Raw genomic sequence first — 21,152 nt, forward strand, 5'->3', positions numbered from 1 at the left:
TCGCCGACATAGGCACCGAGACGGAGGTAGCCCTTGATGAGCGGCGGAAGGGCCTTGAGGGCGGCCTTGGTGTCCAGCTTCTCACGCGGGATGCGATCCATCGGCACGTAGATGTGGTCGTGAGCGCGGCATCGCCACTCGGGCGGTGCCAGCGCATGGTGATGGAGGAAGCTCAAGGCCATGGCATGCGCCTCGGGGTCGGTCCCCTCGAAGCTTGCACAGCCGATCATGACATCGATCTTGTGCTCGCGCGCGTAGGTCCAGAGGCCGTGCCAGAGCAGCTCCACGGAGCGTTTGGTGCGGTAAGGCTGCAGCACGCACGAGCGGCCAAGCTCCATGAAGCGGTAGCGCGGCGACTTGGCAGCAACCAGAGGCGCGATATCGTACTCGCTTGCCGTGTAGAAACCGAGACTGCGCTGAGCAACCTCCTGGCGCAGCAAGCGATAGGTGCCGACGACGTGCGGCCGGCGGGTCCGCGCCCAGGTGTCAGGTCGCGCGCCGGCCTCGGCGCTGCGATCCTCGACAAGCAGGTGGTCGCAGATGGCGTCGTAGGGATCCTGGTCGAGGCGGCGCATGCCGGCGATCACGCTCGGCGTTGCACTCATCTCCTCGTAGAAAACTTCGTAGCGCAGCCGCTGAGCGCAGAGGATGTCCTTGCGGCCCTGAGCGAGGCGCACCTCGAGATCGCCGATGCGGCCGTACACCTTCGCCGGCTGCTTGCGCACGAACGGCAGGCCTTTGGAGCGCGCTTTCTCGTTGAGCGTCTTCAGTGCCAGGAGGCCACGCGGCGCGGCGTTGAAGAGGGGATTTTCCTGCCATCGCCCAGCGATGCGCCTGGTCAGGCCGCGCATTCTGGCTTGCCGTGCGATGCTCATGGGGGTCCGTTCCGGGATGGCGACCGGCGGGCTGCCGGCGGTTGTGCTGGGATGCTTCCCTGAGAAGGCCGTGTAAGCCTTGTCCGGAAGCACTTGGCGGCAATCAAACATTATTCGGAGACAATTTTACGACGATGCGACCTTGCAGCCTTAATGGCCGTCCGACCGGTCTTCGATGGCCTAGGACGACTTCACGGGCTCGTCGAGGGAGCGTGCCGCTTCGACCGTCATCAGCGGGACGCCGTTCCTGATGGGGAAGGCGAGATTCGCTTTGGCACTGATCAGCTCCCGTGCGCCCCGATCGTAGGTCAGCGGGCCCTTGGTCACCGGACACACGAGAAGCTCCAGGAGTTTGGGATCGGGCTCCTCCGCTGCAGTTCCTGCGGGACGGTCACCATGCGCGGATTCGGTCATCGCCTGTTCCTCATTGCAGTGTCCCGCCCGAGCCGCCGCGCGTCGCACTTTCCATCTCGGCCAGCGCGACCAGCACCTCGGCTCTCGTCTTCAAATCGTTCGCCTCGAGGAGGGCCTGCTTCTCCTCGGGTCCGTAGGGCGCCATCACGCAGAGCGCATTGACCAGAAACTCGCTCGGCGCGCGGTTGATGACCTCCCAATCGGTCTTGAGATTGTTTTCCTCGAGGTAGTTGCGCAAAGCACCGATCAGACGCGGCCGGTCAACCAGCTCCTCACCGAGACCGCGCGTCAGGTCGCCCGCGAAGCGATCGTAACTGACGGTGGCCGTGCGATAGGATTTTCCGCTCTCGGCCTCGCCAACGATCTCGAAGCGCGCGATCCCGGTGACGGCGATTGCGAGGCGTCCGTCATCGAGCTCCTGGTAACTCGTGACGCGGCCTGCGCCGCCGACGCGCCGCAGCGGCACGGCCTTGCCGCGGGGGCTTTCCTCGTCGTCCGACCCGGCGGGCTGCACGAGCCCCAGCATGCGTGCGCCACCCATGACATCGTCGATCATTGCAAGGTAGCGCGGCTCGAAAATGTTGAGCGGCAGCGTGGATCCGGGCAACAGGATGGCGCCGCGCAGCGGAAACAGCGGAAGGCGCGACGGAAGATCGGCAGGGCGCAGGTATTTATCGGCAAAAGCCACGAGACGCTCCTCGCTTCCGGATTGGTGCGACGGGTTGTTCAGCTGAACAGGATCGATGACAGGCGGCGCCGGCCGTCGAGGGTGCATTCGTCCTTGGGTCCCCAGGCGTCGAACAGTTGCACGAGCTGTTTTCTCGCCGCCTGTTCGTTCCAGTTCCGGTCACGGCGGACGAGCTCCAGAAGATGATCGAGGGCCTCGACCTTCTTGCCGCGCGCGGCGAGAGCCACCGCGAGATCGAACCGCGTCTGATGATCGGCCGGGTTGGCAGCGAGCTGCTGCTCGAGCTCGGCGCTGTTGTCGGATTTGCCGGCAAGCTTTGCGAGCTCGAGCGCCGCGCGGGCGCTCTGCACCGGTCCGCTCCCCTGCTTGTCGGGCGGAACGAGAGCCAGCGTCTGCTCTGCGCGCGCCACGTCACCGCTGATAAGATAGCAGCGGGCGAGCCCGGCAAGAGCTTGCGCGTTCTGCTGGTCCTCCTGCAGCACGGCGGCAAAAGCTTCGGCAGCACTCTGCAGATCGCCTTCCTCCAGTGCCGCCTCGGCGGCTTCGAGAACGCCGGTGAGGTCGGCCTCGGCATCGTCGCCCAGCAGGCGATCGATGAACGCGCGAACCTGGCTTTCGGGCTGGGCGCCCATGAAACCATCGAGCGGACGGCCATCGCGAAAGGCGTAGACGGTGGGGAGCGACTGAATGCGGAGCTGGCCGGCAATGGCCGGATGCTCGTCGGTGTTGATTTTGACCAGACGCACCTTGCCGGCGTAGCTCCCGACCACCTTTTCGAGGATCGGCGTCAGCTGCTTGCAGGGACCGCACCAGGCGGCCCAGAAATCCACGAGGACGAGTGCCTGGCGGGACGCCTCGAGGACGTCCTTGGCGAAGCTCGCCGAGGTGCCATCCTTGATGATGCCCGGCCCGGCCGGCGAAGCCCCGGCGGGCTTCAATCCACCCAAATCCATTCGATCGCTCCTCGAAATCCTGCGTCTTCGGCTGCGAATCTTCGCAGCCGCGCGCGAAGCTGGCAATATGGTAAGCTCATGGGGGATATGCGAGCCCCACGGAAGGCTTCCGGGTCCCGAGGGGTCAAAATGCGCCCCCCGAAGCGTCACGGCCCTGTCAGGAAGAGGCTTGCAAAGGGGCGGCGGTTGAGCAATAAGACCGGGCGCGCCGCCAAAGGCGCGCAGATACCCTATTTCCGGACGCGGGCGTAGCTCAGGGGTAGAGCATCACGTTGCCAACGTGAGGGTCGTGAGTTCGAATCTCATCGCCCGCTCCAAACTTCTCCATGCATCGATGATCGTCTTCGCGACGGATGCCGCTCGCGGGCTTGGGAAGCGCGCGTGCGCTTCCTTCTGCGCCGGGTGCACTCGGCCGCCATTTCACGGGCTCAAGGCCCGCTTTCTGTTGCCGAGACGCCTCAAACCGATATTTTTCTTGTCTTGAGTCCTTCGCCTTCCGAGCGACTATAAAGACTCCCCGTTGCGTATCGCCGCGGGGGCGAAATGAACGATCTCAAGCTCAGACTCTGTCCGGGACCGGTCGGCCGCTGCTTCTATTGCAACGAGCCCACCGAGTTCGACGCACTGACCGTCGATCACTTCATCCCGACCTCAAAGGGAGGCCGGCGCGGGCTTCTCAACGCCGTGCTGGCCTGCGAGCCTTGCAACAAGGCCAAGGCCGATGCCGACCCACGCAGCATGGGTCTCCTGTTCGCGACTCCCTTCGGCGCGCTTCAGGTGCGCGCGCTCGCAGACCTCAAAACGCTGGTGCTGATGCGGCGCGCCGCTCTCGCCCGCAAGCGTGCGGCGGAGGTGCGTCCACCGTCGCTTTCGACTGTTGAGCCGACTGCGATCGGCCGAATGTTCCAATCTCAAAGGAGGGCTGCCATGGCAAACGCCTATCGCGGACCGGCATTCGACTGCTTCCACATGGAAGATGGCGACAGCGGCCGCGTGCTCAGAACCGTCGGAGCGGCGTGGCCCACTCCGGACGGCGCGGGATTCGCGCTCATCCTCGATTGTGTGCCGCTGAACGGACGCCTGTTGCTGCTTCCGCATCAGCGCTCGAACGACGCCGATGAGGCATGACCTACGTTCTGGCGCGCTTAGCCTCGTGAGAGGTGTTACAGGCGCGACACGCGATTTTATCATGCATGGTGAGGTGTTTCTGCGGTTTGTCCCTGACCTGCCACAGTTGGCGGTGATCGTGGAGACACAGCTCAGACGGGGAGGGCCACATGGGTCGATGGAAGAACACACCCGCACGTGAGATCGAATGGAATGCCAAGAAGGCCAACGAGTTCGCCGAGCTGTCGGCACGGCGCGCCAAGCTCGATTGTGTCGAGCAGGCGATGACGAAGGCCCGTATCTACGAAGCGACGAACAGCCGGGAAGGGCGCATCAAAGCGGAGGTTCTGCGGGAGTTCGCGGAGGCGCTGATGCGGTGAGCCGGAACTTGCCGGTGCGTCTCACGTCGCCGGTTGGGCGGCAACGGGAGCGGACACAACAGGCGCGTCCGGCGTGCTTGTCCCTTGCGGCAGCGGAGGCGGCGTGGCGGGGACGGTGGTGGTCGCCGACGCCATTCCCATGCGCGTCAGGAGCTCTTCGCAAAGCTGACGTACGGCCTTGCCCATCTCGCCAGGATACTTGGCGAAGTAGGAGCGATCCGGGGCGTGGAAGCGCGCGGCTTCCTGAAGCACGATGCTGCGCGGAATGACCTGCTCGAAAACCCGATTCTCCGGATTGGAGAGCAACCACGCGTGATAGTCCTCCTCGGTCGGGGACCCCGCGTCCTTCATGTTGACGAGCACGCCTAGATTCTCGGCGAAGCCCATCTCCGGATTGAGCGCCTTGAAGCGGCGGAACACCTCGAGCCCGCAGACGGAGATGTAGTCCGCCTTGGTCGGTGAGATGTGGAAATCGGCCTCCCGAAGCCAGCTCTCGGTCAGCACGGACAAACCGGGCGGGCAATCGACGAGGATGATGTCGAACACCCGCCGCGCCTCGTTCAAGAGCGAAGCGATCACGGCGCGCAGGCGTCCGTGCTGGCTGCCTTTCGACACCTCGCGCTCGAAAAGCGTGAGCTGCATGTCGCTCGGGATGAGGAAAACGCTACGGGCGTCGTCAACGTCGGACACGTTGCGAACCACGAAGCGCAGCCAGTCGGTGGCGGCATCCTGCAGCACACGGGCTACGAGAAAGTCGACCATCGTCAACCCGTTCTGCTGCAGACGATGCAGGTTGGGGATGGTCATGAGCATGCTGGAGACAGAGGCCTGGGAGTCGCTGTCGACCACCAGCACATTCTTGCCGTGATAGACCGACAAGGTTTCGGCCAAGGCGAGCACAAGGGTGGATTTGCCCACACCGCCCTTTGTGTTCATCACAGCAATCGTGTTGCGCATGACGATGCGTGGCCTCCCCTACCCCAGTGTGCGACCCGAAAGCCTGCGGCTGTCCCCGCCTCCGATGTGCGTCGAGATTGTGGCGGTCTCGCGAAGCTGGACGCGAAAACTTGCTTTCAGCACGTCCCGCGGTCACAGCGGTGATACCAAAAAGCCGATGTGACCCGGCAGGGGACTTAGTGGCGCGGGCCGTCAAAAGCGGCGTTTGTGGATCCTACCAGGTTCTGGCGCGCACCCAGGCCGTGCTGCCGCGGCGGACCAGCACACGCGTGCGCTCGTAGGAAACGACCGGCGGCGTATCGTAGACGATCCGCTGTGCAGGCCGGACGGCGATGGCGCGGTTCTGATAGCCATAGACGGGTGGCGTCACCATGCGTACGCGCCGGCCCGGTGCGACGACGACCTCGCGCGGGACGACCTTGACCTCCGCGGCGACGGGAACCTTGCAGCGGCGCTCGCCGTAAGGACCGTAGGTCGTCTTCCAGCGATAGCCACCGCGCCGAACGACGATCTCCTGGAGCACCGTGCGGGTGACGGGCGGCGTCATGACGTAGTCGACCCGGCCGGGTTGGAGCACGACGCGCTCGGGGCGCACAACCACCACGGGCTCGGTTTCGACAATCTCCCGATAGCCCGGCCGCACGACCACGGGCCGGTCAACGGTTCGGTAGACGTCGGGCAGGCGGACCTTGTCGTAACATTCGCCATACCGGCACGCCATGGCAGGCGTTGTAGCCGAGGCGACAGAAAAGAGAGCGGCGAGAGCCGCGAAACCACGCAATGACATGAAACGGACGCTCCAGGGCGGGATGCTCTACATTACCCGTTGGCGGCATCGCCCGCGCGGAGAAGATGGTCCGTTGGTTAAGTGCAAGACGTTGAAATAACGCGCGTTTTAATAACTTTAGAACGAAAGTCTCAACATTCATCTCCGGGCTTCCGATTTCCCGGCCTTTTGCCGTCTGCTACATCCAAGAGCGCGATCGGTTTTCATTGATTGCGATCGCGCCCTAGGTTTTTTGATGCGACCGATGATCCACGCTTCGAACCGACAAATCCGAAGCGATCCTACGTCTTGACGTGATCACCCCCACGAGGTTTCCAGTCATGATCCGAGCTTCAGCTCTCCCTGCCTTTCGTCCGCTCGCCCTCATCGCGCTCGCATTCGCGGCGCTGTCGCTCGGCGGTTGCGGCGTCAACAACATCCCGACTTACGAGCAGAGCGCCAAGGCCGCCTGGTCGGAAGTCTTGAACCAGTACAAGCGGCGCACGGACCTGATCCCCAATCTGGTCGAGAGCGTCAAAGGCTTCGCCGAGCAGGAGCGCAAGGTGCTGACCGACGTGACGGAGGCGCGCGCCAAGGCGACGAGCATCCAGATCCCGGCCGATATCCTGACCAACCCCGAAGCGATGAAGCAGTATCAGGATGCGCAGAACACGCTCGGCGGCGCGCTGCGCCAGTTGCTGGCCGTCGTCGAGCGCTATCCGGATATCAAGTCCGGGCAGAACTTCCTGGCGCTGCAAAGCCAGATCGAAGGGACGGAAAACCGGATCGCCATTGCGCGGCGCGACTACATCGAGTCCGTGCGGCAGTATAATACGGAGATCACCACCTTCCCGGGCCGGTTGTGGAAAGCGGCGCTCTATCCCTCGGCGCAGCAGATGGCGACGTTCGACATCCCGGCCGAGGAGCAGACGGCGCCCAAGGTCGATTTCGGCACGAGCAAGTGAACGCAAGAGCGGCACGGGCCTTGAGAACGCAGGTCGCGGCGGCGCTTATCGCGCTTGCCGCGACCGTGCTTGCGTGCGGGTGCTCCTTTGCCGCTCCAAACTTCCCACAGCTTACGGGGCAGGTGGTCGATACCGCAAATCTGCTCTCTGCCGAGGACCGCGCTTCCATCGACGCCGAACTCAAGGCCCTCGAAGCGAAGTCGAGCGACCAGCTGGTGGTCGTGACCGTGCCCACCCTCGACGGTTATGCGATCGAGGACTACGGCTATCAGCTCGGCCGCCACTGGGGCATCGGTCAGAAAGACAAGGACAACGGTGTGCTGCTCATCGTTGCGCCGAACGAGCGCAAGGTGAGGATCGAGGTCGGGCGCGGGCTCGAGCCCATCGTCACCGACCTCATGAGCAAGATCATCATCGAGAACGCGATTCTGCCCGAGTTCCGGCGCGGCAACTTCAGCGCGGGCATCCGTGCCGGGGTCCGCGACATCAAGGATACGCTGCTCGGCGATGCGGAGGCCGTGAAGGAGCGCGCGCGCGGGCTCAACACGGGCGACGGGCCGGATTGGATCGGGCTGTTCATGATCGCGCTCTGGATCGCGATCTTTCTCTACATCATCTATGCGCAATCGCAGTACGCCGCGCAGGCGCCGCAGACGGTCGGCCGAGACGGACGGCGACGGGCGCGGCGGGCTCGTGACGACAGCATCGTCGTCTTCCCGGGCGGCGCATCGGACAACTGGGGCGGCGGGGGCTGGTCCGGCGGTGGCGGAGGCTGGTCCGGGGGCGGGGGCGGCTTTGGCGGCGGCGGCGGCTCGGGAAGCTGGTAAGGCAGAGGCAGCACGATGGGATCGATGTTTTCCGAGAGTGACGAGCACCGCATCGCGGAGGCAATCACGCGGGCCGAGAAGGCGACGTCAGGCGAGATCGTCGCCGTTGTGGCCGCCGAAAGCAGCACCTATCTCTATGCGCCATTCCTGTGGGCCTCGGTTGCGGCGCTGCTGGTGCCGTGGCCGCTCATTCTCTGGACCTGGTGGCCGGCGACGTGGATCTACGTCGCGCAGGTGGCGGCGTTCGCGCTCGTGCTCGCGGTGACACTGCCGCGTCCGGTCCGCTATTGGCTGGTGCCGAAGAGCATCAAGCGGGCGCGCGTGCATCGGCGCGCGATGGAGCAATTCCTGGTTCAGAACCTCCACACGACGGCCGGGCGCACGGGCGTCCTCATCTTCATCTCGGCAGCGGAGCGGCATGCGGAGATCGTGGCCGATGCCGGCATCGAAGCGCGCGTGGCCAAGGGCACCTGGCAGGAGATCGTGACACGGCTGACGGCGGCCTTCACCCGGGGGCGGCACACGGATGGCTTCGTCGCCGCCATTGAGGAGGTGGGCGGGCATCTGGCCCAGCATTTCCCGCCGGGCTCATGCGACGCCAACGAGCTACCCGATCACCTCATCGTGCTCGACGAGGGTTGAGCTCATCGAGGGTGAGAACGACCTTGCCGGTGGCTTCGCGGCGGTCAAGGACACCAATCGCGTCGCGGATCCCGGCGAGCGGATAGGTGGCGTGGATGCGCGGCGCGAGCTTGCCCGCCGCAACCCAGCCCAAGACCTCGATCATGTTGGCACGGTGCTGCTCCGGATTGCGGCGCACCGCCTCTCCCCAGAACACGCCGATAGCGTCGGCGCCTTTCAGCATGAGCAGATTGAGCGGCAGCCTGGGGATGTCGCCTGCCGCAAAGCCCACGACCAGGAAGCGGCCTTCCCACGCCAGCGCACGCACTGCAGGCTCGGCATATTTTCCGCCGACGCAGTCGTAGACGACATCGACGCCGCGGCCATGCGTGAGGTCCTTCAGGGCCTGCTTGAGATCGGCCGCATCGTAGTCCACCACCTCGTCGGCGCCCGCCGCTCGACACACATCGAGCTTGTCGCCCTGCGCAGCCGCAATGACACGCGCGCCCATGAGCTTGGCGATCTCCAGCGCGGCCTGCCCAGCGCCGCCCGATGCGCCGAGGATGGCAACGGTCTCGCCCGGCTGCAATCGGCCGCGATCCTTGAGGCCGTGAATGGCCGTGCCGAAGGTGACGCTGACAGCCGAGGCAACCGTGTCCGAGACGCCCTCCGGAATCGGGATCAGGCTCTCTGCCGCGACCACCACCTTTTCGCGCGCGCCACCGTAGCCCAGCGCGGCTGCGACACGATCGCCCGCCTTGAAGCCCGTCACGCCAGGGCCAAGGCTCTCGACGATGCCTGCGACCTCGCCCGAGGGGGAAAAGGGAAGGTCGGGCTTGGTCTGGTATTTTCCGCGCGTGATCAGAGTGTCGAAAAAGTTCAGCGCCGCGGCCCGCACGCGGACGACGACCTCGCCCGGACCGGGCACCGGATCTGCGATCTCCTCGATGACCACGGCCCCGGGACCGTCGAGGCTCTTGCAAAGGGCCGCCTTCATGTGTGACCTCCGGGGGACGAATTCCTGCCGCCCCCTCCTAGCGGGTGCGCCGCCTCTATGCGAGCCCCTTCATGAGCACACCAGCCGTCCCCTCGTCCTGGCCCCCGAAAGCGCGCGGTTATTTCGCCATCGGCGCGGAGCGCTCCTCGAAAGCGCTCAATCTCGGCAACCTGATGCGCTCGGCGCATGCGTTCGGCGCCAGCTTCACGTTCACGATCGGCGCCCAGTACCAGGCCTTGGAAGCGCGTGCCGACACCTCAAAGGGGCATTGGCACCTGCCGCATTACAACTGGACGACGGCGGGCGAGATGATTTTGCCCAAGGGTTGCAAGCTGGTCGGTATCGAGCTTCTGGACGAGGCCGTTGCGCTGCCGAGCTTCCGCCACCCTTTGCAGGCGGCCTATGTTCTTGGACCCGAGCGGGGCTCGCTCTCTGAAGATCTGCTCCAGCGCTGCGATTTCACCGTCAAGATCCCGACCAGCTTTTGCGTCAACGTGGCCATGGCCGGCGCGATCGTCATGTACGACCGCGTCAAAAGTCTTGCACCCTTCGCGGAACGGCCGATCTCGGAAGGCGGGCCTTCCGCAGGATCGGCACCCGTAAGGGCAGATGGACACCGTAAGGGCAGGACGGACGGATGACAGGCCGGCGCATCACCCCTTATAAGAGCGGGATTCGCCAGGACAGGGGGGCTCGCGGACACCGCATGAGACTGAATCTCTCCACGATCCCGATTCTCGTTGCGGCCCTCGCTCTCCCGGCCGCTTCCGTGCTCGCGCAAACGCCCGAGCCGGGCTCGCTCAAAACCGGTGCGGCCGGCGATTGGCTCATTCATCAGAACTCGGGTGACGGGCCCAAGATCTGCTTTGCGGCGACGCAACCCAAAACCAAAGAGCCTCCCGGCGCCAACCGGGCGAAAGTCGTGCTCTATGTCTCCGCCTGGCCCAAGGATGGCGTGAAGTCGGAAGTGTCGGTCAAGCTCGGCTACCGCATCAAGCCGGATGCGCCGGTGGCGGTAACAGTCGGCGACGCGGCGTTTCAGCTTTTTGCCGACGAGGACCGCGCCTATGTCGCGGACACAGCCGAGGAGCAGAAGCTGATCGAGGCCATGAAAAGCGGCTCGAAGCTGGTCGTGAAAGCGACGAGCACGCGTGGCACCGAAACGACCGACACCTATTCGCTGGCTGGCCTCGGACAGGCATTGGAAGCCGTCGCGACGGCGTGCCCGTAGGTGCGCGCAGAGCCGCACGACTACGACCGTGAGCGCTCGGGATTGCGCAGCTGAATATAGAGCGCGCCTTCTCCTCCGTGCGGAATTGCGGCTGTGGTAAAGCTCACCACTACGGCGCGCAGCTCGGGCTCGGCGAGCCAAATTGGTACATTCTTGCGCAAGACGCCGCGCTCGGAGCCGCGATCGTCGTCATCGCTGCCGCGCCTGGGGCCGCCCTTTCCGGTTATGACCAGCACCCAGCGCAAGCGGCGCGCGAAGCATGACAGGAGAAAACGCCGGAGCGCGGTGTGCGCCTCATGCTGGCGCATGCCGTGCAAGTCGATCCGCGCGTCGATCTCGATCTTACCCTGGCCGAGGCGGCGCGCAGCCTTGCGATCGAAGAGATTGAGGTCGGGCATGGGTTTGGCAGGCGACAATGCGGGTTTCACCCGAGCCTTGCCCTTCTGTGGCGCTTCGGCGCCGAGTTTTGCCGTTGCTTTCGCCTTGGGCGTGAAAGGGGGCGATGCTTTCGCATCCTCGACGCCCGGATGATGGCGTCCCTTCCTGCCGTGCAGGGGCTCGAGGCTCGAGGCCGTGTGCTCCCAGAGCGCCTCGTCCTCCTTGGTCAAATGCCGCCGGCGCGGAGGAACAGGCGGCTTGCTCATGGCGTGTCTTGCTCCTTCGGGAGCAGGACGAAAAAGCGGCCCGGATGCTTCGTGCCGCCGGCCAGGCGACCGGCCTCGTCGCCCGATCCGAAGTAAATATCGCCGCGCTCGGGGCCGCGAATGGCAGAGCCCACATCCTGCGCGATCATCAGACGCTCGAAGCCCTGTGTTCCCCACGGAGTCAGCGTCGGCACGCTCACGTAAACGGGCGTGCCGATGGCATGGAATGCGGTGTCGACGGCGAGGCTGCGTCCTTCGGAGAGAGGCGTTTCGAGCGCACCGAGCGGACCTTCGTCCTCGTTGGCGAGCTCACGGAAGAAGACGAAGGAGCGGTTCTCCTGCATCGTCCTGCGGCCGCGGGCTGCATCGGCCGCGAGCCACGTCTTGAGCGCGGCGAGCGTCATGTCCTCCGGTTTGAAGTGACCTGCATCGATCAGGACGCGTCCGACGGACGTATAGGGATGGCCGTTCTTGCCGTCGTAAGTGATGCGGATCGTGTTGCCGTCGGGCAATCGAATGCGGCCCGAGCCCTGGATATGCATGAAGAACGTATCGACCGGATCGGCAAGCCACAGGAACTCGAGGCCCTGTCCGTCGAGGGCTCCGCCCTCAATGTCGGCTCTCGTCGCATAGGGCTCGACGCCGTTCGCCGTCTTTCGCGCGTGGGTCAGGCCATCGGCGAGCGCACCGCGCTCTTCCTCGCGCACAAGATTTACAAGATCCGGCGGGCGGCGATAGATCGGAATGCGGAACGGTCCGTCGGGCGCGCGCGATCCTGGCAGCACGGGCTCGTAGTAGCCGGTGAGGAGGCCTTCGGCGCCGTCGTGCACCACGCGGTGAGGGACGAACGTCTGCTCGAAGAACGCCTTGGCGGCGGCCGACGTCAGGACGCCGGCTGCGAGATCCTCCGCGCGCCGCGCCGCGGCAACCAAGGCCGTGCCGGCCGATTTCGTCTTATCGGGAGCGGCTGCCTTCCTGGCGAGGGCGGGAGCAGAACGCGCAAAGGCCTTGAAGGCCGCGAGATGGTCGTCGGCGTCCCAGCCCGGAAGCTCGGAGAACGGCACGGGATCGAACGCCACGCTGCGCTTCGCCAACTCAGATGTTCGGGCTCCAAGCGGCATGGCGCAGCGTTCGCGGACGATGTGGGGTTAGTTCGGCGCCTGGGTGCCGACAAGCTTCCAGTTGAGGTTTCTCCGCGCATCCTTGCTGGAAATGTCGCGCGAGAAGGTCCAGATGTCCGTTACGTCCTTGATGCGCTGGTCGTCACCCTCGATGACGTTGCCCGCCTTGTCGCGCGTTGCGCTGATCAACTGGCTAACGAAGCGCACGGTGATGCTGGCGATCCCTTTCGGGCTCACCTCGGCCTCGAGCATGTCGGCCTTGTTGATGCCGACGAAGCTCTGATCGATGACATGGCCGCGCTGCTCGCGGTCGGCTATGGCGCGGCTGAAGCTGTCGAGAACATCAGCCGAGAGGAGATCGCGCAGCATGCGACGGTTCCCCTCTGCAAAGGCCGTGACGATCATTTCGTAAGCTTGGCGCGCGCCACGCAGGAAGTGCTCGGGATCGAACTTGGAATCGAGCTTCAGCATGGCCGTCAGGCCATCGGCGAGTGCGGTATCTGCCCCGGCGAACGATTTGATGCGCGCCTCAACCTCGGCCACCGATACCGCGGCCTCGGCAGGCTCGGCATCCCGGTCGCGCCGCGGAAGGGTGACCACCTTGTCGGACTTATCCGGTTGAGCGGCCGCAGCCGTCTTCTGCATCTGGGCTTCGCGTCTGCGTTGCTCGATGCGCGCCTCGTCGTCACCCGTGCGGCGACCGAGGACGCTCCTCAGCTTCACGATGGCAACAATGGCAACGATAAGAGAAAGAAGCGTCAGAAGATTGATTTCGCCATTCATTCTCGGCAGCTTCCCGGCATAGGCCCGCTCGAAACGGGGCGTTTGCCCTCATGTAAGATCGCTCGTGAGATCCGTCCAGGCGTCCCGCTTCCCGACAGCCTAGCCCCCGAAATTCCGGGTGCAGCCGCACGTTGGAAGCGCGCCAATCATGGCGTTCAACTTAGGCCACAAAGAGGGAGAAGCCAACAATCTTGCGGGCGGGTGACCCGGGGGAAGCCGTTTTTGGGACATTGGTCGATTGCAGGGCTCGGCGCCGCGTGATAGCCACCTCGCCATCCCCCAATTTCCGCGCCGGCCGGAGGACATTACGGCCAGACCGGCGCGCCCCAACACGAAACCGAGAGCTCGCGAACAATGGCAGACGACAAGAACACCCCAGCAAAAGCCAATGACGGGGAGGAAAACGGCCAGAAGACGATCGAGGCCCGCGTCGTCGGCCAGTTCATCAAAGATCTCTCGTTCGAGAACCCGAATATCGGCAAGCTTCTCACAAACCCCGGGGAAACTCCGAACATCAAGCTCGAGATCAATGTGGCGGCCAAGCGGATGCAGCCCGATCTCTTCGAGAGCGCGATCGACTTCAAGGCCGTTGCCTCCAACACCGACGGCACGATCTACGATCTCGAGCTCGTGTACGCGGGACTGTTCCAGATCCGGAACATTCCGGAGCAGGCCTTGGAGCCGTTCCTTCTGATCAACTGCCCGACGTTGATTTTCCCGTTCCTGCGCCGCCTAGTGGCTGACATCACGCGGGAGGGCGGTTTCCCGCCCCTGATGCTCGATCCGATCGATTTCGGACAGCTTTTCGTCCGCCGCAAGCAGGAGCTCGCAGCCGCTTCCGCCTCAGGCAAACCGAACTAGGCGGCCTCGTCGGGAGCGAAGTAACGCTTCCAGAGCGCTTTAGGACCCAGTGTTTCCACAAACGCCCGGTGAGCGGCGACCAACTCGTCCGTCAACCGGATCGGCAGCGGCGTGGGCCGTGGGCCGCGCACAGCCGCTGCGCCGTTCTGAGCACCGCGGGCCGCGCTCGCTCGCTCGGCGTTGAGCACGAGACTTGCCTGGCGCTCACCCAACAACTCGACATAGACATCGGCCAGCAGCAGCGAGTCCATCAAGGCGCCGTGCTTGATGCGTTTCGAATTGTCGATGCCGTAGCGCTTGCAAAGCGCATCAAGACTGTTCGGCCCGGCCGGATGCTTGCGGCGCGCGAGCTGCAGTGTGTCGACGACGCGGCTCATGGAGATGACCGGGCCGCTTACCCGCTCAAGCTCGGCATTCAGAAAGCCGATGTCGAAAACGGCGTTATGAATGACCAGCGTATCGCCGGCGATGAAGTCGATGAAATCCGACCAGACCTCGGCAAACAGCGGCTTGTCGAGGAGGAAGGCGGTTGAGAGACCGTGCACCGCCTCCGCTTCAGCCGGCACCGAGCGCTCGGGATTGATGAAGCGGTGAAACTCGTGGCCGGTCGGGATGCGGTTGACCAGCTCGATGCAACCGATCTCGATGAGGCGATCGCCCTTGCGCGGGTCGAGGCCGGTGGTTTCGGTGTCGAGCACGATCTCGCGCAGCATGGGGAGCTTCCACAATCAGGAGACGCGAGACGGGGTTATGTCGAGCTAGCGCCAGTGACGCTGGTAGGCTTCCGCGGGCATCGACTTCAGCGCCGAGAGAATAGCATCGACCTGGGTCTCGGTGTCGGTGAGGGTCCCCCCGGTATCCACAACGAAGTCGGCCCGGCGACGCTTTTCCGTGTCGGGCAGTTGCCGCGCGAGCAACGCATCCAGACGCGTTTCCGTCATGCCGGGACGCTCGAGCACGCGGGCCCGTTGTTGAAGAGCGGGGGCTGAGACGACGACAACGACGTCGACGTGTTCGTCCAAACCGCCTTCCAGGAGCAGAGGGATCTCCAGGATCACGGCAGCAACGCCGCGCCGATGCGCCTCGGCGAGAAAGCGCTGCTCCGCATGCCGCACGAGCGGATGCACAATGGTCTCGAGTTTCCGGAAGCGGCTCGCGTCGCTCGCCAGCGCCGCTGCGAGCCTCGGGCGGTCGACCTTGCCGTCTGCCGTCGATCCGGGAAATGCCGCTTCGATCAGCGGCACGGCCTCGGCCGCGTACAGCCGGTGCACCTCGGCGTCGGCGTCGAACACATCGAGCCCGCGGGCACGAAACATGGCGGCGACGGTGGACTTGCCCATGCCGATCGATCCGGTGAGGCCGATAATCAGCATCAGACGGCCTCGATGTCGGCTGCGATGAGATCGTAAAGCTCGTCGGTTACTTCCGGGCGCACGCCGAACCATTTTTCGAAGCCCGGAGCAGCCTGATGCAGCAGCATGCCGAGCCCATCGACAGTGCGCAGGCCATGGCGCCGCGCCTCCCGAATGAGCCCGGTCTCGATCGGCACGTAAACGATATCGGAGACGATACAATCGGGATGGAAGTCCGCGAAGTCGATACCGAGCGAGCCCTCGCCCTTGAGACCGACGGACGTCGTGTTGACGAGCACGGTGGCTTCCGTGGACGCGCGCGAGCGCTCTTCCCACGGCAGCGCCTTTACGCGGGGGCCGAAATCGTGTGCGAGCACCTCCGACCGCTCGCGCGAGCGGTTGAAAATACGGATCTCGGCGACGCCGGCTTCGAGGAAGCCATAGGCGATGGCGCGTGCCGCACCTCCCGCACCGAGGATCGAAACGGGCGCATCGCGGCGGTTCCAGTCTTCGGCCTGGTCGGCGAGATAGGTCATATAGCCGTAGGTATCGGTATTTGCGGCGTGCAGGCGACCGTCAGCGTCGAGCCAAAGAGTATTGGCGGCGCCGACGGCAGTGGCCGTTGCCTCCCGCACATCGGCCATACGAAACGCCGCTTCCTTGTGGGGGATGGTGACGTTGCAGCCGACAAAGCCCTCCTTTGCGAGCGATCCGAGAAAGGTTTCGATCGCGTCTTTCGGGACGGCACGCTTGGTGTAACTGCCATCGATCCCGTAGCGCGCGAGCCAATAGCCGTGAATGACAGGAGAGCGCGAGTGCTCGATCGGCCAGCCGATGACACACGCTTGTTTCGCGGGGGCGCTCTTCATGACACGAGTACCTCGCGGCGGCGCAACTCGCGCAACAATGGCAGGATCGGCAATCCCAGAATCGTCGTATGGTCGCCTTCGATCTCCTCAAAGAGCTGAATCGCGGGGCCTTCGATCTGATAGGCCCCGACCGATGTCAGCACGGTATCGCCGACCCGCGCGAGGTAGCCGTCAAGCGCCTCTTCGCTGAAATCGCGGAAGGTGAGGTATGCCGTCTCGGTGTTCTGCCACAGCACCGTACCGCTCTTTGCCAATGCGACGGCAGAATGCAGCGCGTGACTCTTGCCCCGCAACGCCAGGAGATGGGCGCGGGCTTCGCTGACGGATTTGGGCTTCTCGAACAGCCGCCCTTCGAACGAGAGCACCTGGTCGGCGCCGATGACGAGCGCATTTGGGACGTCAGCGCTGACGAACTTTGCTTTTTCCTCGGCCAGCGCAAGAGCGATCGATTCATGTGAAACCGTGCGATCGGCGGCCAACATCGCGTCACGAATCGCCGCCTCTTCGACGGGCGCCGGGCGGACCTCGACCTCCACGCCGGCTGCCTCAAGGAGCGCGCGCCGTGTCGCGCTGCCGGACGCGAGCACCAGCAATGGCGGGGTTTGCGTCATGACGCCTATTTGTCCTGGCCCTGCGCGGCGACATCCTCGATGCCCTGCACGAGATCGCCGGCCTCACGATCCTGCATGAGCCGGATGATGGTGGCGGCCGTTTCCTCGACCGAGCGGCGGGTGACATCGATGATCGGCCATCCGTGCTTGGCACACAGCTTTCTCGTGTAGGAAATCTCGGCCGCGATGCGGCTGCGGTCGACATAGTCGTCGAGATCGCGATCGGCGAGCAGCAGGGCGCGATTGCGGCGAACCTCCGCAATACGATCCGGGCTTGCGATCAGGCAGACGACAAAGGCCGAATGCTGGCTTGCGATCTCCTCAGGGAAGGGAAGCGACGGCACAAGTGGCACGTTGGTGGTCTTGTAGCCGCGTTGAGCGAGGTAAATGCTGGTCGGTGTCTTCGACGTGCGCGAGATGCCGAGCAGAATGATGTCGGCCTCGTTCAAGTCGTCCGGAAGGCGCCCGTCGTCGTGGGCCATCGTGAAATTCAAGGCGTCGATACGGCGGAAATAGTCGGCATCGAGAACGTGCTGGCCGGCGACAGTGGGGGTCTGCGGGGCGCCCAGATACGATTCGAACACCTGCATGATCGGCTGCAGGACGGCAAGGCACGGCACCTTGAGCTCCTTGCAGCGCAACTCCAGCTCGGCGATCAGATCCAGATTGACGATCGTGTACAGCACGATGCCCGGCGCCTGCTCGATCTCCTGCAACACGCGCTTCAACTGCCGCGCGTTGCGGACCAGCGGATGCACGTGCTCGATGGGGCGGATCTGGGCGTACTGGACGGCTGCCGCCTTGGCGATGGTCGTCAGTGTCTCGCCGGTCGAATCCGACACCAGGTGGAGGTGGAAATAGCTTGGCTGGCTGTTGGCCATCTGTGGATCAAGCGCCTTCTTGTACACCGGCTTCCGGGCCGATCGGCTGGACCTTGAGTAAGGTGTGCGGGTTGTCCACCGAGATACCCCGAATATCGCCGCTGTGAAGCAAATTTCTCGTTGAAACTCCGTCCCCGTTGATCGTTGCGTCGTCGACAGGCGTCAGACCACAATCAACAGGGTATCCCCAGGCTCGGCAGATCAAGGTTAGCGAGCAAGTGGTTGACTCGCTTGGCGCAGATTGAGACTAGTGGCGCGCCTTCGGCGAGGGTGCCATGGGTAGCGTCTCCGTTCGTGCTGGAGTCGAAAGGTTTGGGAGAACCACTGGATTGGAGTGCTCTCCCCGAAATTCATGCCCCTAATAACAGTAATAACAATCTAAGAGATTCTTAGTTTTTGATTGAAGGGAAGATGATGGGTGGGAGCGAGCTGAGGTTCCTGGCACCGTTCAGAGGCGAGGTTCTCGATGTGCCGCCGATCTGGCTCATGCGCCAGGCCGGCCGCTATCTGCCGGAGTATCGCGCGACGCGGGCCGAGGCCGGCGATTTTCTCAAGCTGTGCTACACGCCCAAGCTCGCTGCCGAGGTGACGCTGCAGCCGATCCGCCGCTATGGCTTCGATGCTGCGATCCTGTTTTCGGATATTCTCGTGGTTCCGGATGCGTTGGGGCAGGCGGTCCGGTTCGTGGAGGGCGAGGGACCGCGGTTGGATCCGATCCGGTCCGCGGATGGCGTATCGCGTCTTACGCTTGCGGGCGCGGTTTCGAAATTCGACGTGGTGGCGGAGACGGTGCAGCGGCTCCGGCAGGATTTGCCGCACGAGACGGCGCTGATCGGGTTTTGCGGCGCGCCGTGGACGGTCGCGACCTACATGGTCCAGGGGCAAGGCTCGTCCGATCAAGCGGAAGCACGGCTTTGGGCGTATCGAGATCCGGAGGGTTTCGAGGGGTTGATCGATCTCCTGGTTGCGGCGTCGATCGATTATCTCGACCGGCAGGTCAAGGCAGGGGCCGATTGTCTGCAGATTTTCGACACCTGGGCGGGCTCGCTTCCGGACGACGAGTTCGACCGCTGGGTGGTGAAGCCGACGAAGACCATCCGGGAGGCGCTGCGCGAGCTGCATCCCGATGTTCCGGTCATCGGCTTTCCGCGCGGGGCTGGGGCGACGGCGGTTTGGTATGTTTCGGAGACCGGGGTCAACGGCATCGGCTGCGATACGGCGACGCCGCCGTTCGTGATGAGCGAGGCGTTCGACGAGGAGGATGTCGTCGTGCAGGGGAACCTCGATCCGTTGCTTCTGGTGGCCGGAGGAGAGAAGCTCGACGAACGTGTGGACGAGATCCTCGATCTCATGGAGGGGAAGAGATTCATTTTCAACCTCGGGCATGGAATCGTGCCACAAACCCCGCCCGAGAACGTCGGTCGGCTGGTCGAGCGCGTGCGCTCCAAAGGGTAGAAATCCGTTGACGCAGAGCCCTTACTGCAGGGGTGGGTTGGTGGCGCATCCTCAGGCAGGAGCGATCCCCAGGTCGTTGTGGACCTGCGGCCATGGGTGAGGGACGGGCAGAGGTCTCTCCTGCGCGGCGGGCGGCGGTTGCCCTGGCGGTGACGGCGGGCCTGTGTCTTGCTGTCGCGGTGTTAGCCGGGGAGGCGGCGTATCCGTGGCTCAAGGCCGTGCATGTGATCGCCGTCATCTCGTGGATGGCGGGCATGCTCTACTTGCCGAGGCTGTTCATCTACCACTGCGAGGTCAAGCCGGGCTCCGAGACCAGCGAGACGTTCAAGGTCATGGAGCGGCGGTTGCTCCAGATCATCATCAATCCGGCCATGGTGGTGACCTGGGCGCTGGGGCTATGGTTGGCCTGGAAGGGCGGCCATTTCTCGGCCAGTTGGCTGCATGCCAAGCTGACGCTGGTGCTCGCTCTGTCCGGTGTTCATGGTTTCTTCTCGGCTGCGGTGCGCCGTTTCGCGGAGGACCGGAACACCCTGACGCAGCGCCAATGGCGGCTCTGGAACGAGGCGCCGACAGTGCTGATGGTCGGGATCGTCATCCTGGTCGTCGTGAAACCCTTTTGAGCCGGTGGCGTTTCGCTCGAGACGCTTTCACTTGTCGCAAACGTTTGCTATATAAGGGGTAGATTGAATCGACCCTGGCCTCTCCGGCCAGGGATTTGGCCGACCGGCGCATCGCCGCGAGCCAAACGGCTTTCAGCCACACAGCAGAAAATTCCCCACCTTCAGGCCCGGCATCCCTTCTCCCGCCTTATCTGCCGTGGCCGCACTGGAGCGGTTCCATGACCGAAATGAAGCTCGAGGACCTCAAGCTCAAGTCCCCCACCGAGCTCCTGAGCTTTGCCGAAGAAAACGGTGTCGAAAACGCCAGCACCATGCGCAAGCAGGAGCTGATGTTCGCGACGCTGAAGCAGCTTGCGGCAAAAGAGATCGAAATCACCGGCGTCGGTGTCGTCGAGGTGCTGCAGGATGGCTTCGGCTTCCTTCGGTCGCCGGATGCCAATTATCTGCCGGGTCCCGACGATATCTATATCTCGCCGTCGCAGATCCGACGCTTCGCGCTGCGCACGGGCGATACCGTCGAGGGCCAGATCCGTAGTCCCAAAGAGGGTGAGCGCTATTTTGCTCTTCTCAAGGTCAACCGGATCAATTTCGAGGACCCCGAGAAGGTCAAGCACAAGATCCATTTCGACAACTTGACGCCACTCTATCCCACCTCATGGCTCAAGATGGAGATCGAGGATCCGACCATCAAAGATCTTTCGGCGCGCGTGATCGACATCGTGGTGCCGCTCGGAAAAGGCCAGCGTGCTCTCATCGTCGCGCCGCCGCGCACCGGCAAGACGGTGCTCTTGCAGAACATCGCCCACTCCATCACGGCCAATCATCCCGAGTGCTACCTCATCGTGCTGCTCATCGACGAGCGTCCCGAAGAGGTGACCGACATGCAGCGTTCGGTGAAGGGCGAGGTGATCTCGTCGACCTTCGACGAGCCGGCGTCGCGGCACGTGCAAGTCTCGGAAATGGTGATCGAGAAGGCCAAACGCCTCGTCGAACACAAGCGCGACGTCGTCATTCTGCTCGACAGCATTACGCGTCTCGGCCGTGCCTATAACACCGTCGTGCCGTCCTCCGGCAAGGTGCTGACGGGCGGCGTCGATTCCAACGCCCTGCAGCGTCCGAAGCGGTTCTTCGGTGCGGCGCGCAATATCGAGGAAGGCGGCTCGCTGACCATCAT

General features: G+C 64.0%; 26 protein-coding genes and 1 tRNA gene. 12 read left to right on the forward strand and 15 right to left on the reverse strand.

The annotated features are described in order from the left end of the window. From QZV93_RS09380 to trxA, 4 genes are all read right to left on the reverse strand, one after another. Nucleotides 1-875 (reverse strand): GNAT family N-acyltransferase (locus tag QZV93_RS09380; RefSeq protein ID WP_295557885.1); only part of this gene is annotated, 875 nt, incomplete at its 3' end. 180 nt (nt 876-1,055) lie between these two features. After that, nucleotides 1,056-1,289 (reverse strand): Trm112 family protein, encoded by a 234-nt coding sequence (locus QZV93_RS09385; RefSeq protein ID WP_295557886.1) that lies wholly within the window; start codon nt 1,287-1,289, stop codon nt 1,056-1,058. A gap of 10 nt (nt 1,290-1,299) precedes the next feature. Further along, entirely contained in the window at nt 1,300-1,977 is a 678-nt protein-coding gene (locus QZV93_RS09390) for an LON peptidase substrate-binding domain-containing protein (protein WP_295557887.1), read from the reverse strand. 38 nt (nt 1,978-2,015) lie between these two features. Next, entirely contained in the window at nt 2,016-2,930 is a 915-nt protein-coding gene (gene trxA, locus QZV93_RS09395) for a thioredoxin (protein ID WP_295557889.1), read from the reverse strand. Between the two features lie 242 nt (nt 2,931-3,172). Between trxA and QZV93_RS09400 the strand changes: the two genes are divergently transcribed. From QZV93_RS09400 to QZV93_RS09410, 3 genes are all read left to right on the forward strand, one after another. Continuing rightward, nucleotides 3,173-3,247 (forward strand) — tRNA-Gly (locus QZV93_RS09400). A gap of 226 nt (nt 3,248-3,473) precedes the next feature. Further along, nucleotides 3,474-4,058 (forward strand): HNH endonuclease, encoded by a 585-nt coding sequence (locus QZV93_RS09405; RefSeq protein ID WP_295557890.1) that lies wholly within the window; start codon nt 3,474-3,476, stop codon nt 4,056-4,058. A 149-nt stretch (nt 4,059-4,207) separates the two neighbouring features. Further along, entirely contained in the window at nt 4,208-4,417 is a 210-nt protein-coding gene (locus tag QZV93_RS09410; RefSeq protein WP_295557892.1) for a hypothetical protein, read from the forward strand. Nucleotides 4,418-4,438: 21 nt separating this feature from the next. Here the strand turns inward: QZV93_RS09410 and QZV93_RS09415 are convergent, their stop codons facing one another. Further along, nucleotides 4,439-5,374, reverse strand: a complete 936-nt coding sequence (locus tag QZV93_RS09415; protein WP_295557893.1) for a ParA family protein — start codon at nt 5,372-5,374, stop codon at nt 4,439-4,441. Between the two features lie 214 nt (nt 5,375-5,588). Further along, nucleotides 5,589-6,161, reverse strand: a complete 573-nt coding sequence (locus QZV93_RS09420; RefSeq protein WP_295557894.1) for a hypothetical protein — start codon at nt 6,159-6,161, stop codon at nt 5,589-5,591. A 320-nt stretch (nt 6,162-6,481) separates the two neighbouring features. Between QZV93_RS09420 and QZV93_RS09425 the strand changes: the two genes are divergently transcribed. Genes QZV93_RS09425 through QZV93_RS09435 form a run of 3 tightly spaced genes read left to right on the forward strand, consistent with a single transcriptional unit; the run spans nt 6,482 to nt 8,574 of the window. Beyond that, nucleotides 6,482-7,105: a LemA family protein gene (locus QZV93_RS09425; protein WP_295557895.1), complete on the forward strand. Its 624-nt coding sequence runs from the start codon at nt 6,482-6,484 to the stop codon at nt 7,103-7,105. 20 nt (nt 7,106-7,125) lie between these two features. After that, entirely contained in the window at nt 7,126-7,932 is an 807-nt protein-coding gene (locus QZV93_RS09430; protein WP_295557896.1) for a TPM domain-containing protein, read from the forward strand. A gap of 24 nt (nt 7,933-7,956) precedes the next feature. Then, a complete protein-coding gene (locus QZV93_RS09435) occupies nt 7,957-8,574 on the forward strand; it encodes a TPM domain-containing protein (protein ID WP_295557897.1) in 618 nt (205 codons plus the stop codon). On the opposite strand, the gene QZV93_RS09440 is transcribed toward QZV93_RS09435, so the two are convergent. After that, entirely contained in the window at nt 8,552-9,550 is a 999-nt protein-coding gene (locus tag QZV93_RS09440) for an NADPH:quinone oxidoreductase family protein (RefSeq protein ID WP_295557899.1), read from the reverse strand. The genes QZV93_RS09435 and QZV93_RS09440 overlap by 23 nt on opposite strands. Before the next feature lie 71 nt (nt 9,551-9,621). On the opposite strand from QZV93_RS09440, the gene QZV93_RS09445 reads away from it, so the two are divergent. After that, the gene (locus tag QZV93_RS09445) at nt 9,622-10,191 is read left to right on the forward strand and encodes an RNA methyltransferase (protein ID WP_295557900.1); all 570 of its coding nucleotides are present in this window, start codon (nt 9,622-9,624) and stop codon (nt 10,189-10,191) included. Nucleotides 10,192-10,256: 65 nt separating this feature from the next. Then, nucleotides 10,257-10,781, forward strand: coding sequence for an invasion associated locus B family protein (locus QZV93_RS09450; RefSeq protein WP_295557901.1), 525 nt, complete (start codon nt 10,257-10,259; stop codon nt 10,779-10,781). Nucleotides 10,782-10,801: 20 nt separating this feature from the next. Here the strand turns inward: QZV93_RS09450 and QZV93_RS09455 are convergent, their stop codons facing one another. Genes QZV93_RS09455 through QZV93_RS09465 form a run of 3 tightly spaced genes read right to left on the reverse strand, consistent with a single transcriptional unit; the run spans nt 10,802 to nt 13,329 of the window. Continuing rightward, a complete protein-coding gene (locus QZV93_RS09455) occupies nt 10,802-11,425 on the reverse strand; it encodes a Smr/MutS family protein (protein ID WP_295557902.1) in 624 nt (207 codons plus the stop codon). Next, nucleotides 11,422-12,519, reverse strand: a complete 1,098-nt coding sequence (locus tag QZV93_RS09460; protein ID WP_295557903.1) for an MltA domain-containing protein — start codon at nt 12,517-12,519, stop codon at nt 11,422-11,424. The genes QZV93_RS09455 and QZV93_RS09460 overlap by 4 nt, the downstream gene beginning before the upstream one ends. Nucleotides 12,520-12,573: 54 nt before the next feature. Then, the gene (locus QZV93_RS09465; RefSeq protein WP_295557904.1) at nt 12,574-13,329 is read right to left on the reverse strand and encodes a Tim44/TimA family putative adaptor protein; all 756 of its coding nucleotides are present in this window, start codon (nt 13,327-13,329) and stop codon (nt 12,574-12,576) included. A 354-nt stretch (nt 13,330-13,683) separates the two neighbouring features. Here QZV93_RS09465 and secB point away from each other — a divergent pair, with 354 nt between their 5' ends. Continuing rightward, nucleotides 13,684-14,190, forward strand: a complete 507-nt coding sequence (secB, locus tag QZV93_RS09470; protein ID WP_295557905.1) for a protein-export chaperone SecB — start codon at nt 13,684-13,686, stop codon at nt 14,188-14,190. Here the strand turns inward: secB and dnaQ are convergent. The 5 genes from dnaQ to QZV93_RS09495 are packed head-to-tail and all read right to left on the reverse strand — an operon-like array spanning nt 14,187 to nt 17,903. After that, the gene (gene dnaQ / locus QZV93_RS09475) at nt 14,187-14,900 is read right to left on the reverse strand and encodes a DNA polymerase III subunit epsilon (RefSeq protein ID WP_295557914.1); all 714 of its coding nucleotides are present in this window, start codon (nt 14,898-14,900) and stop codon (nt 14,187-14,189) included. The two genes, secB and dnaQ, sit on opposite strands and share 4 nt — an antisense overlap. Nucleotides 14,901-14,948: 48 nt before the next feature. Next, a complete protein-coding gene (gene coaE, locus QZV93_RS09480; protein WP_295557906.1) occupies nt 14,949-15,563 on the reverse strand; it encodes a dephospho-CoA kinase in 615 nt (204 codons plus the stop codon). Continuing rightward, complete coding sequence (locus tag QZV93_RS09485; protein ID WP_295557907.1) at nt 15,563-16,411, reverse strand: shikimate dehydrogenase; 849 nt, start codon at nt 16,409-16,411, stop codon at nt 15,563-15,565. Before QZV93_RS09485 ends, coaE begins: the two co-directional genes overlap by 1 nt. Continuing rightward, the gene (locus QZV93_RS09490; protein WP_295557908.1) at nt 16,408-17,022 is read right to left on the reverse strand and encodes a Maf family nucleotide pyrophosphatase; all 615 of its coding nucleotides are present in this window, start codon (nt 17,020-17,022) and stop codon (nt 16,408-16,410) included. Before QZV93_RS09490 ends, QZV93_RS09485 begins: the two co-directional genes overlap by 4 nt. 5 nt (nt 17,023-17,027) lie before the next feature. Next, nucleotides 17,028-17,903 (reverse strand): pyruvate, water dikinase regulatory protein, encoded by an 876-nt coding sequence (locus QZV93_RS09495; protein WP_295557909.1) that lies wholly within the window; start codon nt 17,901-17,903, stop codon nt 17,028-17,030. Nucleotides 17,904-18,314: 411 nt separating this feature from the next. Here QZV93_RS09495 and hemE point away from each other — a divergent pair, with 411 nt between their 5' ends. From hemE to rho, 3 genes are all read left to right on the forward strand, one after another. Beyond that, nucleotides 18,315-19,358, forward strand: coding sequence for a uroporphyrinogen decarboxylase (hemE, locus tag QZV93_RS09500; RefSeq protein WP_295557910.1), 1,044 nt, complete (start codon nt 18,315-18,317; stop codon nt 19,356-19,358). A gap of 92 nt (nt 19,359-19,450) precedes the next feature. Further along, the gene (gene hemJ / locus QZV93_RS09505; RefSeq protein WP_295557911.1) at nt 19,451-19,978 is read left to right on the forward strand and encodes a protoporphyrinogen oxidase HemJ; all 528 of its coding nucleotides are present in this window, start codon (nt 19,451-19,453) and stop codon (nt 19,976-19,978) included. A 218-nt stretch (nt 19,979-20,196) separates the two neighbouring features. Beyond that, a partial coding sequence (gene rho, locus QZV93_RS09510) for a transcription termination factor Rho (protein ID WP_295557912.1) occupies nt 20,197-21,152 on the forward strand: 956 nt, incomplete at its 3' end.

This window comes from uncultured Hyphomicrobium sp., from assembly GCF_902826555.1.
Taxonomy (GTDB): Bacteria; Pseudomonadota; Alphaproteobacteria; order Rhizobiales; family Hyphomicrobiaceae; genus Hyphomicrobium_C.

Coding starts and splice junctions, on each gene's coding strand:
- QZV93_RS09385 (WP_295557886.1), bottom strand. CDS start 1,289: ATGACCGAATCCGCGCATGGTGACCGTCCCGCAGGAACTGCAGCGGAG.
- trxA (WP_295557889.1), bottom strand. CDS start 2,930: ATGGATTTGGGTGGATTGAAGCCCGCCGGGGCTTCGCCGGCCGGGCCG.
- QZV93_RS09405 (WP_295557890.1), top strand. CDS start 3,474: ATGAACGATCTCAAGCTCAGACTCTGTCCGGGACCGGTCGGCCGCTGC.
- QZV93_RS09410 (WP_295557892.1), top strand. CDS start 4,208: ATGGGTCGATGGAAGAACACACCCGCACGTGAGATCGAATGGAATGCC.
- QZV93_RS09415 (WP_295557893.1), bottom strand. CDS start 5,374: ATGCGCAACACGATTGCTGTGATGAACACAAAGGGCGGTGTGGGCAAA.
- QZV93_RS09420 (WP_295557894.1), bottom strand. CDS start 6,161: ATGTCATTGCGTGGTTTCGCGGCTCTCGCCGCTCTCTTTTCTGTCGCC.
- QZV93_RS09425 (WP_295557895.1), top strand. CDS start 6,482: ATGATCCGAGCTTCAGCTCTCCCTGCCTTTCGTCCGCTCGCCCTCATC.
- QZV93_RS09435 (WP_295557897.1), top strand. CDS start 7,957: ATGTTTTCCGAGAGTGACGAGCACCGCATCGCGGAGGCAATCACGCGG.
- QZV93_RS09440 (WP_295557899.1), bottom strand. CDS start 9,550: ATGAAGGCGGCCCTTTGCAAGAGCCTCGACGGTCCCGGGGCCGTGGTC.
- QZV93_RS09445 (WP_295557900.1), top strand. CDS start 9,622: ATGAGCACACCAGCCGTCCCCTCGTCCTGGCCCCCGAAAGCGCGCGGT.
- QZV93_RS09450 (WP_295557901.1), top strand. CDS start 10,257: ATGAGACTGAATCTCTCCACGATCCCGATTCTCGTTGCGGCCCTCGCT.
- QZV93_RS09455 (WP_295557902.1), bottom strand. CDS start 11,425: ATGAGCAAGCCGCCTGTTCCTCCGCGCCGGCGGCATTTGACCAAGGAG.
- QZV93_RS09465 (WP_295557904.1), bottom strand. CDS start 13,329: ATGAATGGCGAAATCAATCTTCTGACGCTTCTTTCTCTTATCGTTGCC.
- secB (WP_295557905.1), top strand. CDS start 13,684: ATGGCAGACGACAAGAACACCCCAGCAAAAGCCAATGACGGGGAGGAA.
- coaE (WP_295557906.1), bottom strand. CDS start 15,563: ATGCTGATTATCGGCCTCACCGGATCGATCGGCATGGGCAAGTCCACC.
- QZV93_RS09485 (WP_295557907.1), bottom strand. CDS start 16,411: ATGAAGAGCGCCCCCGCGAAACAAGCGTGTGTCATCGGCTGGCCGATC.
- QZV93_RS09490 (WP_295557908.1), bottom strand. CDS start 17,022: ATGACGCAAACCCCGCCATTGCTGGTGCTCGCGTCCGGCAGCGCGACA.
- QZV93_RS09495 (WP_295557909.1), bottom strand. CDS start 17,903: ATGGCCAACAGCCAGCCAAGCTATTTCCACCTCCACCTGGTGTCGGAT.
- hemE (WP_295557910.1), top strand. CDS start 18,315: ATGATGGGTGGGAGCGAGCTGAGGTTCCTGGCACCGTTCAGAGGCGAG.
- hemJ (WP_295557911.1), top strand. CDS start 19,451: ATGGGTGAGGGACGGGCAGAGGTCTCTCCTGCGCGGCGGGCGGCGGTT.